Source organism: Halogeometricum sp. CBA1124 (assembly GCF_009741955.1).
Taxonomy (GTDB): Archaea; Halobacteriota; Halobacteria; order Halobacteriales; family Haloferacaceae; genus Halogeometricum; species Halogeometricum rufum.
This window is the reverse complement of sequence record NZ_WPCD01000086.1, coordinates 1-14011: the sequence shown is the minus strand read 5'-3', so window position 1 is coordinate 14011 and position 14011 is coordinate 1. Positions and strand designations below refer to the sequence as shown.

The window sequence follows — 14011 nt, the reverse complement described above, 5'->3', positions numbered from 1 at the left end:
TCGAAATCCCGCCACCCGCCGACCACGAGTCGTCGTCCGTGAGGGTGGAGGGGCGAGGCGGACGCGTCCGAACTCGTCGCCCGCCGTCGAGGCGCGGGGCTACGACGCCTCGGCGTAGTCGCGCCGGCACCGCCCTCGGCGTCGGCGTCCTCCTGACGCTGTCGGACCCCGACGAGTACGAGGCGCGGGAGACGCTCGGCATCCGCGAGTCGCTCCGAATCGTCCGCGGGGTGCTCTCGCGGCCGTCGCTCCGCTCGTTCGTCGTCTACTACTACGTCCTGTTCTCCGCCGTCTCCTACCTCGTCTTCATGTTCCTCCAACCGGTGTTCGAGTCGGCCGTCGTCGGCCACGCCCTCCCGTTTCGGGTCGAGACGCTGCTAGGCGGGTTCTACGCCGTCATCAACCTCGTCTCAGCGGGCGTGAGCTACCGCCTCGAGGCGATACGCGAGATAGTCGGCCTCCGGCGGTGGTACGTCGCCCTCCCGTTCGTCGTCGGTGGCGGACTGGTGGCCGCGCTCTTCGTCCCCCTCATCGCGGTGCCCGTCCTCCTCCTCGCCCGCGTCGTCGTCGAACCGACCCGCTCGCTCGCCGGGCAGTACGTCAACGACCGCATCGAGACGCTCGGACGCGCCACGGTGCTGAGCGCGATGGCGATGGCGAGCGGACTCACCGTCGTCCCGTTCCAACTCGCCGGCGGCGTCGTCTCCGACGCCGCTTCGCCGTCCCTCGCTCTCGCCCTCGCGGGCGTCGTCCTCGTCGTCGGGTCGGTGCTCGTCCTCGGAGCCGAGTCGCCGTTCGACGGGAGCGCGGAAAACGACTTTCTGCGAGGCGGCTAACGGCTCTCCCGTGGTCGATACGTCGCTCGTGGTCCGCGCACTCGCGTCTGTCGCCGCCGCAACCGCCCTCGGTGCCGTCGTCGGCGTCCTCCGTTCGGGGAGTCTCGGCGGCGGACTCGCCCTCGGATTCGCCGTCGGCGCCGGCGTCACCGTCGGACTCGTCGGTTTCGAGGCGTTCCAGCGGTATCATCGCCGCTGACTCCCCGGCGAACGCGGCGTTCGTCTGGCCCGGACGCGTCCGGCGGCGACGCGACTCCTCCGGCGCCCATCGACTCGCCGTCCGCCGACAATGGTATGCGTCGACGTGACGTAGTTCGCGTATGAGCGACGACCACTCTCCGTCGAGTCGGCCGGACCTCGACCTCACGGACGCCGAACGGGAGGCGCTCCACGAGTTAGAACTCGGTCTCGAACACGTCTACCGGGGGTACGGCGCGCTGTTGACGTTCCACCATCAGATCGGACACGCCATGGACCACCTGGCCGTCGCGGAGTCGCGTCTCCGCGACGCCGGACACGACGCGTGGGCGGACGAACTCCGCGACCACATCCTCCCGGCGGGCGCCGTCGACGACCGGTGGACGTACGAACTGGTGCGGGCGTTCCAGTCGGGGATGCTCGCGGACGTGACGGACTTCGAGAGCGCCGTCAGAGACGTCCTCGCCGACGGCATCGACCACGTGACCGAACGCCGGCAGCAAGCCCAGTGGCGGGAACGCGCCGGCTGGAACGAGTGACCGCCCGCGAGCCTATCGTCGAAGACGAAAGTGCGCGTACAGGACACGTTTCGATTGGTTATATGTACGGTGGTCCCGTAGAAAACGATGCGCGTCGAAGTGGCACCCACCATTCGCGACGGTGTTCCATCTCCCCCCGGAACTCCCCACCCCCCACCCCTTCCGTCGCGAGTTCGACGCGACACTTTTGACCGCCGACGCGACGACGGCGAGCGCTGCGATTCCCGTCTAGCGACGTCGAGACCCGAACCCTCCGACGAGCGACCCTCAGTCGTCCGATCGGTCCGGCGCGTCGTCGCTCTGGGCCGCCTCGACCCGGTCGGCGTACGACTCCAGTTCCTCGGCGAGGGTCCGCGCCTCGGACGCCGAGAGCGTCACCCTGTCGGCGTGCGCCGGCAGGTGGTCCAACTGACCGTTGTCGAGTTCGAGTTCGAGTCGGACGTGGTCGGGGTTCTGCCGCGGCGCGGTGACGTTGAGGACGGCGAACGCCTCCTCGGTGAAGTCGTGGCCCACCGCCTCGCCGTCGAGCATGTCGAACGTCGTGTACGCGTTCACGCGGAGCAGTCTGTTGGGCATGGAGAGTCGTCGTCGCGGGACGCGCTTATCGCTGTCGTCCCTTGTCGTCGCTCAGTCGTCCGCCGACGTCGGCGCGTCGCCGGGGTGCGTCGGGGCCGGACTCGCGTCCATCGAGTCGTCGTCGGCGTACGGGTACCAGGTCATCTTCGTGTTGTGCATCATCGGGTCGTCGTAGTCCGTCTCCTCGGGGTCGACGAACGCGTCGAGTTCCTCGTCGTCGTGGCGGGCGACGAACTCGCGGAAGCTCTCGCCGTCCGCGCGGTTCTCCGCGAACCGGTCGAGGAGGTTCCGGATTGCGCCCGGCACCTCGTCGGCGGGGACGCGTTGCGTCACCCAGCGAGCGAACTGCGGTTCCTCGCCGAGGCCGCCGCCCAGTCCCACGTCGAGGGCTTCGACCGGTTCGCCGTCCTTCCGCGTCTTCATCCCGCGGAGGCTGACGTCGGCAATCTGCGGCTGGGCGCAGGAGGCCGTACACCCCGAGAGGTGGACGTGGAACTGGTCGACGTCCTCGGGTAGTTCGACGTTCTCCTTCAGCCACCGGGCGTAGCGGACCTGCCGGTTCTTCGTCTCCACGATGGACAGCGAGCAGAACTCCGTCCCCGTACAGGCGACGGACCCGCGCATGAACGGCGAGGGGTCCGGCGAGTACTGGTCGAGGAGGTCGGCCGCGAGGAAGTCGTCGAGGGCCTCCTCGGGCACGTCGGTGACGATGACGTTCTGTCGCTGGGAGAGGCGGACCTCGCCGGAGCCGTACTCGTCGGCCAGGTCGGCCAGTTCGAGGACGTCGGCGGCCCCCATCCGGCCGACGAGGACGTTCAGGCCGACGAAGTAGCTCCCGTCCTTCTGTTCGTGGACGCCGACGAGGTCGTTTCGGCCGCCGTCGCCGGCGTTGTAGGTGTACTCGTCCCGAACGTCGCGGCCCGCGGCGGCGAGTTCGAAGTCCACGTACTCCTCCTGCAGGACGCGGCGGACCTCCTCCGGCCCCCACTCGTCCACGAGGAACTTGATGCGGGCGTTGTACCGGTCCTCGCGGTCGCCGTAGTCGCGGAACAGGGCGGAGAGGCCGCCCGCCACGTCGGCGACGTCCTCGGGGGGGACCCACACGTCGATGTCGCGGGCGAGGCGTTCCTCGTTGCGCGCGAGGCCGCCGCCGACCCGGACGTGAAGCCGACGCGTTCCTCGCCGTCGACCTCTCTGTACGCCGGTTCGAAGGCGAGGTCGTTGATGTCGCCCTGACCGGACCCGTCGGGCGACCCCGTGACCGACACCTTCCACTTGCGCGGGAGGTTCGAGTGGTCGTCGTCACCCTTGAACGTCTCGTTGAGGTCGCGGATGACCGGCCACGCGTCCACGACTTCCTCGGCGTCCTTGCCGGCGACGGGGTTGCCGACGATGTTCCGCCAGGAGTCGCCGCAGGCCTGCTGGGTGGACATGCCGTTTTCCTCCAGTTTCTCGAAGATGGCGGGCACGTCCTCGATGTTTATCCAGTGCAGTTGGATGGACTGTCGCGTCGTGAAGTCCGCGTAGGCGTCGCCGAAGATGGGGTTCGTCCCCGGCCCGGTGGCGTACTCCTCGGCTATCTCGCCGACGACGCGCAGTTGCCCCGGTTCGAGGACGCCGTTCGGCGTTCCGATGCGCATCATGAAGTACGACTCCTGACCGTTCCGCTGGTGGTACAGCCCCCACCACTTGAAGCGCTCGAACCACGCGTCGCGTTCGTCCTCCGGGATGGCGCTCCACCCCTCCTCCGCGAACTCGTACAGGTGGTCGCGTATCTCGTTGCCGTACACCTCTGACTTCCAGCGTTCGACGTCCGTGGGCATGGTCGTACACTCCTCTGGAACCCCGTCCCCATAGGCCAGTTCCTCTCGTCAACCCTGCCCGGTGCTTCCGTATAGCGGAACTCGTTGCCGGTTACTCGCCGGCGACGGGGCTGAGGACGCCCTCGCGGTCCAGGTGACGGAATTCGCCCTCGACGAGGCGGCCGACCGGCGTCCAGTCGGTCGTCCCGGCGGCCCCGCAGGCGATGCACTGCCCGTACGCTCGAACGTCGACCGTCCGACCGTCGACGCCCACTTCGACGAACCCCTCGACGACTAGGTCGGTCAGGTCGCACCCGCAGAAACCGCCGCCCGGAACGCGCCAGAGTTCGCTCACGCTCACCTTCCGGTCGTCGTCGACTGATATCCACGCGCCGTCGTCGAGGATGCGAAGCGCAACTACCATACGCTCGATAGGTCTTCGGTCTACCCCACTCTGACGGCGCGAGCAAAGGCCGACTCGGTCGGTGACGCGACGGCGGGTTCGAAATCGGCTGCTGTCTGTCGATTGTCGTCGAGAGTTCGCGTCGAAGATGACGGCAATCGGTTCTGGTTTCCCGGAGTAAAGGTACGGTTTACTCCCGAAGTGTCGCTTATCCGAGTACCGTCCCTTCGGGTAATCGATGACCGACTCTCCCCCCCCGACCCGCCGGTCGGAGACAGCACGTCTCGGCTGACGTCGCGCCCGAACTGCACCTCACCGACGGGTCCGACGACGAATGAGTCCGGACACGTTCGACGCCGACCACGAGACGGCCGCCGACGAGGAGCGACCGGACTCGGACGCCGACGAGGCGGTCGACGACGACTACGACCACCTCACGTCGCTCGACGACGGCGCGGGATGTACGGAGATCTGGGAACACCTCTCGGAGAACCGCGGCGACTGACGCGGTGTGTGACGTTCGCACGCTCGGACCCGCCCCGAGGTGGGCGAACGCGCCCACCTCGAACCCCGGTTTCGACCCCGCCGCAGCAGACGTCGCCGGACGGGGAGACGCTTTTATCGGCCGGCCCGCTACTGAGGTGTACGAATGACGGACGAGGACCGGGAACCCGACGGTGGTCGCCGGCGCGACTCGCTCCCCACCGACCGCGAGGAACCGGTCGGAGAGCCCGTGGTCCGGGCGGACCCCGAGATAACGGGCGAACGCGCCCGCGAGGCCGTCGGGTTCGACCCGGACGACCCCGAGAGTCTCGCCGAGGCGGCGACGACGGTCCGCGCCTTCTCGGAGAACACCGTCGGCGACGAGGACAACGTCTACATGCTCCGCGGCGCCGCGGCGTGCGCCGCCCTCGTCCGTGGCGTCGGGTCGTACAAGAAGGCCGCCGAACGCGCCGGCGGCGACGTCTCCGTCTCGTTCATCCGCAAGTGGGCGCGCGTCCACGACCTACCGCAGGCCGTGCGCCGACACGTCGCCCGCGGACACATCGCGCCCACCGCGGCCAAGCACATCGCCCGCGTCCCCGGGCCGGACCGGTTCGACCTCGCGTGGGCCGTCCTCGACGGCGACCTGACGGTTCGGGAGGTCCGCCGCGCCGCCAGCGAGGTGAACGACGGGCGCTCGGTCGCCGACGCCCTCGCCGAACACGGCGTCCGACTCGGCCGTCTCGAACTCGCCGTCTCGCCCGACCGGTACCGCGAACTCCGCCTCCGGGCGTCGCTGGAGAACCGCACGCCGGGCGACATCGTGGACGAGGCGCTTGACGACTACTTCGACTGAAGGAACCGCGCCGCCGCCTCCACGTACGTCTCTCTGGCCGTCTCCACCTCTGCCCAGTCGATGCTCTCGTCGGGGAAGTGCGCCTGTTCGACGGTGCCCGGGCCGTACACGACGGTGGGAATCCCGGCGGCGACGTAGTGCCGCGAGTCCGCGCCGTACGTCGCTCCCACCGGGTCGGTGTCGTCGTGGCCCGTCGCGGTCATCGCTTCCCGGAGCGACTGCACCACGGGTTCGTCGGCGTCTATCTCGGCGGGTTCGAACTGGATGGTGAACCGCTCGAAGTCCGGCGGGTGCTCGGAGAGCCAGTCGCTCGCTTCGACCACCTCGGCCAGACGCTCCTCGAACTGCGCCTCCACCTCGTCCACCGTCTCGCCGGGCGCGACGCCGAAGCGCCACTCCGCCGTCAGCGTGCCGGCCACCGACGACGACCACGACCCGGCGCGCACGATGCCGACGACGATGGGCCACGGGATGGGGTACTCGTCGTACAGCGGATGCGACACCGACTCGCCGCGTTCGGACTCCAACTCGAAGAACGCCTGTCGGATGCGCTCGAAGTGCGGCAACACGTCCTCGCCCTTCCACCGCGTCGCGGCGTGCGCCGCCCGCCCGCGAATCCGCAACCGCTTCATCACCGTCCCCTCCGTCGCCGTCACGCACCGGAGTTCGGTCGGTTCGGCGACGATGGCGGCGTCACGGTCGAACGGGTAGGGGTTGTCGAGTGCGGCCGCGGCCGCCCCGATTCCCCCCTCCTCCTCGCCGACGACGCTCTCGACGACGACGCGGCCGTTCAGTCCCTCCAGGTCGCCCGATTCGACGCGTTCGACCAGGTCGCGCGCGGCGAAGACGGCCGCGCCGACCCCCGACTCATGTCCGCGGCCCCGCGCGCGGTGAGTCGTCCGTCGGACCAGACCGGTTCGAACGGGTCCGACGACCAGTTCTCCCGGTCGGCCGGCACCACGTCGGTGTGGCCGTTCAGCACGAGCGTTCGGCCGGCGTCGGGGTCGCCGAACTCCACCACGCCGCCGACGCTGGGTCGGTCGGCGACGGCTATCTCCGCGGGGTCGTCCGGGAACGACGAGTGGGCGGCGAGTCGTTCCGCGTCGGCCCGCCACTCGTACACGTCGAAGCCGAACGCGTCGAGTCGGTCTCGAAACCACGCCTGCGCCGCCGCCTCGTTCCCGTCTGTGGTGTCGAAGCGGAGGAATTCGTCTACGAACTTTCCTAAGGAAGTGTCGGCCGGATCGTCTGCCATAGTTCGACCGACAACGCCGCGGTACAAGAGTCTACGCGAGAGTAAACGCTTATCACCACCCGTCAGTTATGAACGGTCGAGGGCCGGTAGCTCAGTTTGGCAGAGCGTCTGGCTTTTAACCAGACGGTCGGGGGTTCAAGTCCCTCCCGGCCCGTTACAGACCCGCGAGCGACAGCGAGCGGTGTCGTACCTCCGACGGGAGACTTGAACCAGAGAGCGTAGCGAACGGAGTGAGCGAAGCGACTGAGGTTCAAGTCTCTCCCGGCCCGCTTCTTCGTCTCCGAGTGACAGCGAGGAGCGAAGTCGGTACCCGCGGGGGGACTGACCCCGACTGGACGCGCGCACCGGAGCGAGCAAGTTCATCCCCGGAAGACTCGGTTCGCGAGCGGTATTAATATCGAACTCATATTCTCGTAAAATAACAACCGTCGAGAAAGCAGTCAGTGCCTGAAACACCAGAATTCGTGACTCTCGCGGGCTGTCTGCCAGAATGGCTTAGTGTGGGCCACTTGAATCGCAAAAGAGAACCCATGACTGACGCGTCTACGCCGTCCGACGAGCGAGTCGACGAAGCGCCGAACCGACTGCAGACTCCTGACGAGTGCCGCATCCTCACCGACGGCGGTGAGGCGCAGGCCGCCGAGCAAGAGGAGGAGAGCGGCGGAGAGGACGGCGACGCGGCTTCCAACGGCCAGTCCGAGTCCGCCGAGGCGGAGTCCGGCGCGGAGGCCGAAGACGAGAGCGAGGACTACGAGGAGGACGAAGGAACGACCGTCCTCTTTCTCGACCTCGAAGGGCTCTTCCTCGACCTCCTCGGCCTCGAAGTCGACCTGGACGAAGTCGTGCTCGACGTCTCCGCGGTCAGCGGTCCCGGAAACCTCCTCGGAAACCTCCTCGACGCCGTCTCCGGCCTCCTCGGCTCCGGCGACAGCGGACTGCTGATGGACCTCGTCGGCGGGAGCCTGTTCGAGGGCATCACGTCCGACGAGGACGGCGAGGGCGGCCTCTTCGGTGACTTCCTCAGCAGCGGCGAAGGCGGCAAGGGCGAGGACGGCGAGGGTGACGGAGAAGACGGCGAGAGCCGCGTGTCCGAGGCGGCAGGCTCCGTGAAGGAGTCGCTGAGCGAGGCGTTCGCCGACGTGCCGTTCGACGAGATTCTCACCTCGGTGCTGAAGGAACTCGTCGAGCAGATGTTCGAAGACTCCGACGACGGCGGCGAGTCGGGGTCCGGGTCCGAAGCATGAGCGAGAAGACGCCGAGCGTCGCGGGAGCGTTCGAGAACGTGGACTTCGCCGCGGTGTTCGCCGACACGCCGTTGGCCGACGAGTTCGAAGACGAGGACGCGACGGCCGGCGAGGCCGTCGGCGCGTTCGTCGGGCGCAGTCTCGGCGCGTGGGCCGGCGGCGCCCTCGGTGCGACGGTCGTAGAGCCGCTACTCTCCGGCGGAGACGAGTCGGACGGCGACGCCGACACCGACGACGCCGAGGGCGAGAGCGGCGACCCGGCGTCGGACGGCGAGAGCGACGCTGCGGACGACGACGGAGGTGAGGCGTCGTGAGCGACACCGCCGACGTGACGTCGGAGGTCGCCAACGACGTCGTCGACGAGATAGACGTCGGTTCGGTGCTGACCGGCGACGACGACGTGCTGGACGACGTCGACGGGCAGTCGCTCGGCCGGTCCGTCGGCGAGACGCTGGGCGAGGCGCTCGGACGCGCCCTCGGCCGCGGCCTCGTCGACTGGCTCCTGTCGAAGCTGACGTTCTGGGACGACGACGACCCGTCGCTGTCGGCCCGGTTCGCCAAGTCGCTGCTCGTCGCGGTCGGACGCACGCTCCGGAAGCCGGAGTTCAAGGAACCGGTCGGCGACGCCCTCCGCGGGGCTATCGACCGACTGGAGGAGCGACAGGAGGCCGCCAAAGAGGCGGCGGCCGAGGCGTCCGACGAGGCGACGGACGCGGCCGACGAGGCGAAGGAGACGGCCGAAGACGCCAAAGCGTCCGCCGAGGAGGCGGCCGAGGACGCGTCGGACGCGGCCGGCGAGAAGGCCAGCGAGGCGGCCGAGGCGCTCCAGTCGGGGCAGATGGACGAACTCCGAAAGGAGACGTACCGCGAGCTACTGGAGATGATGGAGTACTCGAAACTCCAGTCCATCGCCAAGGAGTCCGACGTGAAGGCGAACCTCCCGAAGGACGAGATGGTCGACGCCATCGTCGAGCAGTTCGACGCGGAGGGGACAGAAGACGGTGCAGACGACGACGGGGAGTAACGCCCCGAGCCACTCATGACGGACACGGAGACGGAACTCGGCGACGCGTTCGAAGAAGCCACGACGGCGGCCGAGAGCGCGGACGCCGAACGCGAGGACGGATCGCTCCCCGGGGAGGAACGCGAGTCGCTCCGCGAGTCGACGGAGCGACTCGCGTCGGCCGTCTCGTCGGCGTCTGTCGCGGACCTGCTGGACGCGGCCGGGGTTCGACGACGTCCCGGACGACGTCTCGCCGGTTGACCTCCCGGCGGTGATTCGCGACGCCGACGCCGCCGCGATAGTCGAGTTACGGCGACTCCTCCGACTGGCCGACATGGGCGAATCGTGGTCCGACCTCTCCGACGAGGAGCGAATCGACCGTCTGGACCGCGTCGTCGGCGAAGGAGCGAGGACGACGGCGGGTTCGCGCAACTGAAGGAGTACCTCGACCAGTTCGGTCACCTCGGCGACGAGGACGAGGCGGACGGCGCGCCGGCCGAGAGCGCCGACGGCGGGGCAGACGACGGCGAGAGCGGCGACGAGTCGGGCGGCGACGACGCGGGACTGGTCGACACGCTGACCGACGACGACGGCAAGTCGGACGGCGACGACGAGGGATTCATCGACTCGTTGACCGACGACGACTCGGCCGACGGCGAGGAGGACGGCGCGGACGACGACGGAACGGGAGACGAGGACGACGAACTCGTCGAACTCGAAGAGCACGTCGAGCGCCTCCGTGCGATGTTCTCGGACGACGAGGCGAGCGGGGGCGACGAGCAAGAAGACGACGATGGGTTGCTCGGAGACGACGAGGACGACGATGATGGCCGGATGCAGTCTACCGCCGGGTCGTCGCGGTTCTCGACGGTCCCGTCCTCGCGGTCGGATATGGGTTCATCGACGGGGTTCTCGACGGTCCGCGGGAAGCGGTGAGGCCGCGCCCCGGTCGCCCTATTCGAGGTCCAGCAGGTCGGCTATCTCGTCGAGGTAGTCGCCGTAGACGCCGAGGGCGGACTCGATGGGGTCGGGCGACGCCATGTCGACGCCCGCCGTCTCCAGCACGTCTATCGGGTAGGCCGACCCGCCGAGGGCGAGTGCCTCGCGGTAGTCCGCGGCTGCCTCCTCCCCGTCGTTCAGGATGCGTTCGACGATGGCGACGGCGGCGGAGATGCCCGTCGAGTACTGGTAGACGTAGTAGTTGTAGTAGGTCATCGACAATGTACTAATAGCGAATCGGAAATAGAGACGTATCTCGGATTGGATTGAGCAATTACCTAATCTCTGGCCCTGATGACGAATATAGGTACGAATTCTCGATTAGTTAAATGCGGGGTACTATCTTACTACTGCGTTCGCTAAAGTATCCCTCGAATTCGAAATTCTGCACGGTGCTTGAGGGTCCTATGCGCAGAGTAAGCGTCGTCTCGGTCACTTTCGGCAACCGCCTCAAACGCTTGACGTGAGATTCGTCTGGTTACTAATTCTCCATCCTCAATCTTCCATGCAAATGGCTCTGCGGGGTTCAAATCTCGTTCTCGCAACACCGGCCCATCCATCTGAAGCGAATTTATCAGTTCGTCTCCGAACTCCATTGCTTGCTCCCGGCTTAGCATAAGCGTGACAAGGAACTCATCGTCGTGTGGGGCTGGGGTTGGCCACTCTACTGTCCACTTGGGGCCGACTTGGTGTAACACATCCGAAAAAGAGACTGATAATAAAAACAATAAGTGTTCCAGAGATACGTTTGATGTTAAGAGGGGGAGCGCATGAAACGCGAGTCAGCTCAGTTTGAAGTCTGCAGCCTCAGTCATATTGTCAAGCTTTGACCGCAGCCAAAGAAATGCCAGAAACACCACTACACCCAGTATTGTCGCTCCCGCCGCACCCCAATATGAAACCGCACTTGCTATTCCCGGTATCTTGTCATCAGCAACCGATGTCTCGGCTGCGGCTGGGATGATTCCCAGCACAACCCCAGAAACAAAGAAGACATAACATGCATCATGCGACCGTCGGCACCATTTGAAAATACGTTCAGGAAAATAGAAATTTTTGATTGCTTCTTTTACATCCGGTAGGTCATCCGATGGGGAGAGGCTTTCAGCCAAAGCAACAGTCGCTTGGTCTGTCTCGGTGAGGTCTTCGGCAGAACCGTCATCTCCCTGTTCCATGAACTCAATCACATCAGAAACAATCGGTCCTAAAGCGTTGTTGACCTCTGCGAGTCGGTCGTTCTTCACATCTGGTATGCTCTTGAGATACTGTTTCCGGGGATGCTCCATTCCGAATGTAATTAGACCGGCCAAAAGACTGATAGCCGTAAAGAATAGTGACCAGAGAGGTGGAATCTGCATTTGTAACAGAAAAAGATGTGTATCTATGGAATGACTCGGTCAGAGATTTCAGATTCAGCTGCCATATCGGGATATTTCCGGTAGACGTATGATAGGAGGCTGCCAAGCGGCCGCTCTGCTTGTTGGTATCGGACCCATCGTAGGAGCCTCTTTTTCTCCATGTCCAACTGTTCGTACAGTCGCTTCGCCTCCTCTTGGCCTTTTTCGGTCAGCTCATATCGTGGTTCGTCACGGGGAGAGGAGTCATCCTCAGCCGGTATCTTGTGGATGAGCTTCTTTTGTATCAGGTCTTCGAGCGCGTCATAGACCCCTTTATCGAACGGACCATATTTGTAGGCTTCAAAATCGAAGCCTGCGTCTTCACCAAATTCCTCCTTGAGCTTCCGCTGGACGAGGAACATGGCTTTCATGATTCGCGTGCGCCCGTAGATTGGCTGAGGGACGCCATCGTCGTTCGGGGTGTACATCAGCCGAAGCACCCAATTGGCCCGTTGTGAAAGTTTGTAATCTACCTTTCTTATCATAATCACCGCCTCCTCCCAAGCTCGGATTCCATCCTTTTCCAGTTGAACACACAGTCAATATAGACTGAATGTCTGCACTCTGCACGTTTATCTTGCGTTCGTGTTTATAAAGATAAGGCGCTGAGCGTATAGTTGTGACGGTACATTATCATCTGTCGAAACAAACTGGTTCGATTTGAAAACGATTCATCTGACTGTACAAATGGTGTGACCCTTTCTATTCGAGGTCCAGCAGGTTGGCTATTTGGCCGAGATAATCGTTGTAGACCGAGAGTGCGTCTTCGATTGGTTCTGGCGATGCCATGTTAACCCCCGCAGTTTCAAGTATTTCCATTGGGTATGCACTACCACCCATCGCCAGAGCCTCCCGATAATCGGCGGCAGCGGGTTCCCCCTCGTCAAGGATGCGTTCAACTAATGCGACTGCAGCACTAATTCCAGTTGCATATTTATAGACATAATAGGAGTAGTAGAAATGAGGAATACGCATCCACTCGCGAGCGATTCGGTCGTCCACGTTCGCGGGCGCGTAGAACTCCTGTTTCAGGTCGCCGTACAGGTCGTCGAACCGGTCGGGCGTGAGTGCGCCGCCGTCTTCGCTCACGGTGTGAATCTGGTGTTCGAAGTCGGCGAACATCGTCTGGCGGTACAGCGTCGAGCGGAAGCGTTCGAGGTACTCGTCGAGGACGTGGGTCCGCAACGCCTCGTCCTCGACGTTCTCGAGCAGGTGGTGGGTGAGGAGCGTCTCGTTCACCGTGGAGGCGACTTCGGCGACGAAGATGGTGTAGTCGGCGTAGTGCCACGGCTGTTCGTCCTTCGCCAGTTCGGAGTGCAGGGAGTGGCCGAGTTCGTGAGCGAGCGTGAACATGCTCGCGATGTCGTCCTGATAGTTCATCATGATGAACGGCTGGGTGTCGTACGTGCCGGCGGAGAACGCGCCGGCGCGCTTCCCGCGGTTCTCGTACACGTCGACCCAGCGGTTCTCCAGGCCCTCCGCGACGCGGGACTGGTACTCCTCGCCGAGAGGGGCGACGGCTTCGACGATGTACTCCGTGGCCTCCTCGTAGGTGACCTCCGGCCCCTCGTCGCCCGTCAGCGACATGTAGAGGTCCCACATCTCCAACTCCTCGACGTCGAGCGCTTCCCGCTTCAGTTCGGCGTGGCGGTGGAGGTAGTCGAGGTTGTCACGCACCGTCTCGAGGAGAGTGTCGTACACCTCGACGGGGACGTTCGGACCGTCGAGGGCGGCCGCACGGGCGGTGTCGTAGTTCCGCGCCTTCGCGTACTTCACGTCCTTCTTGACGCTGTTCTTCAGCGCGGTGCCGACGCTGTTGCGAACGTCCGCCCACTCGTCGTAGAACTGCTCGTACACCTCGCGGCGGAACTCGCGGTTCGGGTGCTTCTGGAGTTTCGTGAAGTTCCCCTGCGAGATTTCGACGGACTCGCCCTCGGGGTTCTCGACGGTGGGGAACGTCATGTCCGCGTTCGACAGCATGTTGTAGATGTCGCTGGGCGCGCCGGCGACTTCGCCCAACTCCGCGAGGAGTTCCTCGACTTCGGCCGACCGGGTGTGCGGTTTCATCCGAAGCACGTCGTCGAAGTAGTGTTCGTACTCGGCCAGCGCGGGTTCCGCCTCGACGAACGACTCGACGTCCTCCTCGCTCAGTTCCTGCAGTTCGGGTTCGACGAAACTCACCGTCGACTGCGCCTCCGAGGAGAGCGACTCGGCTCTCGCCTGCAGCGCCTGATACTCCTGATTCCGGGTGTCCTCGGCGCTCCGCAGGCTGGCGTAACTGACCACCTTCGAGACGTCGCGCATGATGTCCTCTTGGCGTTCGAGCAGTTCGAGAAGTCCGCCGGGCGTCTCGGTCACGCGCCCCTCGTACTCGGCTAACTCCTCGAGTCGTCCCTGCACGTCCTCGAACGCCGCCTCCC

14 protein-coding genes, 1 tRNA gene and 4 pseudogenes are annotated in these 14011 nt (G+C 65.1%); 11 read left to right on the top strand and 8 right to left on the bottom strand.

What is annotated here, in order from left to right; translation table 11 throughout:
* The 3 genes and pseudogenes from GJ632_RS11675 to GJ632_RS11665 form a co-directional block, all read left to right on the top strand.
* Positions 1-836: pseudogene (locus GJ632_RS11675) on the top strand (hypothetical protein); the annotation flags it as partial.
* A 10-nt stretch (positions 837-846) separates the two neighbouring features.
* Complete coding sequence (locus GJ632_RS11670; RefSeq protein WP_191453002.1) at positions 847-1035, top strand: hypothetical protein; 189 nt, start codon at positions 847-849, stop codon at positions 1033-1035.
* A 121-nt stretch (positions 1036-1156) separates the two neighbouring features.
* Entirely contained in the window at positions 1157-1573 is a 417-nt protein-coding gene (locus tag GJ632_RS11665; protein ID WP_191453001.1) for a hypothetical protein, read from the top strand.
* Positions 1574-1840: 267 nt separating this feature from the next.
* On the opposite strand, the gene GJ632_RS11660 is transcribed toward GJ632_RS11665, so the two are convergent.
* The 3 genes and pseudogenes from GJ632_RS11660 to GJ632_RS11650 form a co-directional block, all read right to left on the bottom strand.
* Positions 1841-2149, bottom strand: a complete 309-nt coding sequence (locus GJ632_RS11660) for a DUF6360 family protein (protein WP_089809115.1) — start codon at positions 2147-2149, stop codon at positions 1841-1843.
* A 51-nt stretch (positions 2150-2200) separates the two neighbouring features.
* Positions 2201-3972 (bottom strand): annotated as a pseudogene (locus tag GJ632_RS24750) (nitrite/sulfite reductase).
* A 91-nt stretch (positions 3973-4063) separates the two neighbouring features.
* The gene (locus tag GJ632_RS11650; RefSeq protein WP_191453000.1) at positions 4064-4375 is read right to left on the bottom strand and encodes a hypothetical protein; all 312 of its coding nucleotides are present in this window, start codon (positions 4373-4375) and stop codon (positions 4064-4066) included.
* A 313-nt stretch (positions 4376-4688) separates the two neighbouring features.
* Here GJ632_RS11650 and GJ632_RS22115 point away from each other — a divergent pair, with 313 nt between their 5' ends.
* Together GJ632_RS22115 and GJ632_RS11645 are read left to right on the top strand one after the other, a co-directional pair.
* A complete protein-coding gene (locus GJ632_RS22115) occupies positions 4689-4859 on the top strand; it encodes a hypothetical protein (RefSeq protein WP_197427974.1) in 171 nt (56 codons plus the stop codon).
* A gap of 144 nt (positions 4860-5003) precedes the next feature.
* Complete coding sequence (locus tag GJ632_RS11645) at positions 5004-5693, top strand: hypothetical protein (RefSeq protein ID WP_191452999.1); 690 nt, start codon at positions 5004-5006, stop codon at positions 5691-5693.
* Here GJ632_RS11645 and GJ632_RS11640 read toward each other — a convergent pair.
* Positions 5681-6948, bottom strand: a pseudogene (locus GJ632_RS11640) (M20/M25/M40 family metallo-hydrolase). The gene GJ632_RS11645 and the pseudogene GJ632_RS11640 overlap by 13 nt on opposite strands.
* Before the next feature lie 80 nt (positions 6949-7028).
* Here GJ632_RS11640 and GJ632_RS11635 point away from each other — a divergent pair.
* The 6 genes from GJ632_RS11635 (at position 7029) to GJ632_RS11610 (ending at position 10131) form a co-directional block, all read left to right on the top strand.
* A tRNA-Lys gene (locus tag GJ632_RS11635) sits at positions 7029-7102 on the top strand.
* A gap of 376 nt (positions 7103-7478) precedes the next feature.
* Positions 7479-8192 (top strand): hypothetical protein, encoded by a 714-nt coding sequence (locus GJ632_RS11630; protein ID WP_191452998.1) that lies wholly within the window; start codon positions 7479-7481, stop codon positions 8190-8192.
* Entirely contained in the window at positions 8189-8506 is a 318-nt protein-coding gene (locus GJ632_RS11625; RefSeq protein ID WP_191452997.1) for a hypothetical protein, read from the top strand. The genes GJ632_RS11630 and GJ632_RS11625 overlap by 4 nt, the downstream gene beginning before the upstream one ends.
* Positions 8503-9216, top strand: coding sequence for a hypothetical protein (locus GJ632_RS11620; protein WP_191452996.1), 714 nt, complete (start codon positions 8503-8505; stop codon positions 9214-9216). Before GJ632_RS11625 ends, GJ632_RS11620 begins: the two co-directional genes overlap by 4 nt.
* Positions 9217-9231: 15 nt before the next feature.
* A complete protein-coding gene (locus GJ632_RS11615; RefSeq protein WP_191452995.1) occupies positions 9232-9456 on the top strand; it encodes a hypothetical protein in 225 nt (74 codons plus the stop codon).
* Between the two features lie 84 nt (positions 9457-9540).
* Positions 9541-10131, top strand: coding sequence for a hypothetical protein (locus GJ632_RS11610; protein WP_191452994.1), 591 nt, complete (start codon positions 9541-9543; stop codon positions 10129-10131).
* A gap of 18 nt (positions 10132-10149) precedes the next feature.
* Here GJ632_RS11610 and GJ632_RS11605 read toward each other — a convergent pair.
* From GJ632_RS11605 to pepF, 4 genes and pseudogenes are all read right to left on the bottom strand, one after another.
* Positions 10150-10404 (bottom strand): annotated as a pseudogene (locus tag GJ632_RS11605) (M3 family metallopeptidase); the annotation flags it as partial.
* A 572-nt stretch (positions 10405-10976) separates the two neighbouring features.
* Complete coding sequence (locus GJ632_RS11600) at positions 10977-11480, bottom strand: hypothetical protein (RefSeq protein WP_191452993.1); 504 nt, start codon at positions 11478-11480, stop codon at positions 10977-10979.
* Positions 11481-11575: 95 nt separating this feature from the next.
* Positions 11576-12019, bottom strand: coding sequence for a type II toxin-antitoxin system antitoxin SocA domain-containing protein (locus GJ632_RS11595; protein ID WP_191452992.1), 444 nt, complete (start codon positions 12017-12019; stop codon positions 11576-11578).
* Between the two features lie 274 nt (positions 12020-12293).
* Positions 12294-14011 (bottom strand): oligoendopeptidase F (pepF, locus tag GJ632_RS11590; protein ID WP_191452991.1); only part of this gene is annotated, 1718 nt, incomplete at its 5' end.

Excerpts from the sequence above, each read along its gene's own strand:
- GJ632_RS11665 (WP_191453001.1), top strand. The coding sequence starts at position 1,157 with ATGAGCGACGACCACTCTCCGTCGAGTCGGCCGGACCTCGACCTCACG.
- GJ632_RS11660 (WP_089809115.1), bottom strand. The coding sequence starts at position 2,149 with ATGCCCAACAGACTGCTCCGCGTGAACGCGTACACGACGTTCGACATG.
- GJ632_RS11650 (WP_191453000.1), bottom strand. The coding sequence starts at position 4,375 with ATGGTAGTTGCGCTTCGCATCCTCGACGACGGCGCGTGGATATCAGTC.
- GJ632_RS22115 (WP_197427974.1), top strand. The coding sequence starts at position 4,689 with ATGAGTCCGGACACGTTCGACGCCGACCACGAGACGGCCGCCGACGAG.
- GJ632_RS11645 (WP_191452999.1), top strand. The coding sequence starts at position 5,004 with ATGACGGACGAGGACCGGGAACCCGACGGTGGTCGCCGGCGCGACTCG.
- GJ632_RS11630 (WP_191452998.1), top strand. The coding sequence starts at position 7,479 with ATGACTGACGCGTCTACGCCGTCCGACGAGCGAGTCGACGAAGCGCCG.
- GJ632_RS11625 (WP_191452997.1), top strand. The coding sequence starts at position 8,189 with ATGAGCGAGAAGACGCCGAGCGTCGCGGGAGCGTTCGAGAACGTGGAC.
- GJ632_RS11615 (WP_191452995.1), top strand. The coding sequence starts at position 9,232 with ATGACGGACACGGAGACGGAACTCGGCGACGCGTTCGAAGAAGCCACG.
- GJ632_RS11600 (WP_191452993.1), bottom strand. The coding sequence starts at position 11,480 with ATGGAGCATCCCCGGAAACAGTATCTCAAGAGCATACCAGATGTGAAG.
- GJ632_RS11595 (WP_191452992.1), bottom strand. The coding sequence starts at position 12,019 with ATGTACACCCCGAACGACGATGGCGTCCCTCAGCCAATCTACGGGCGC.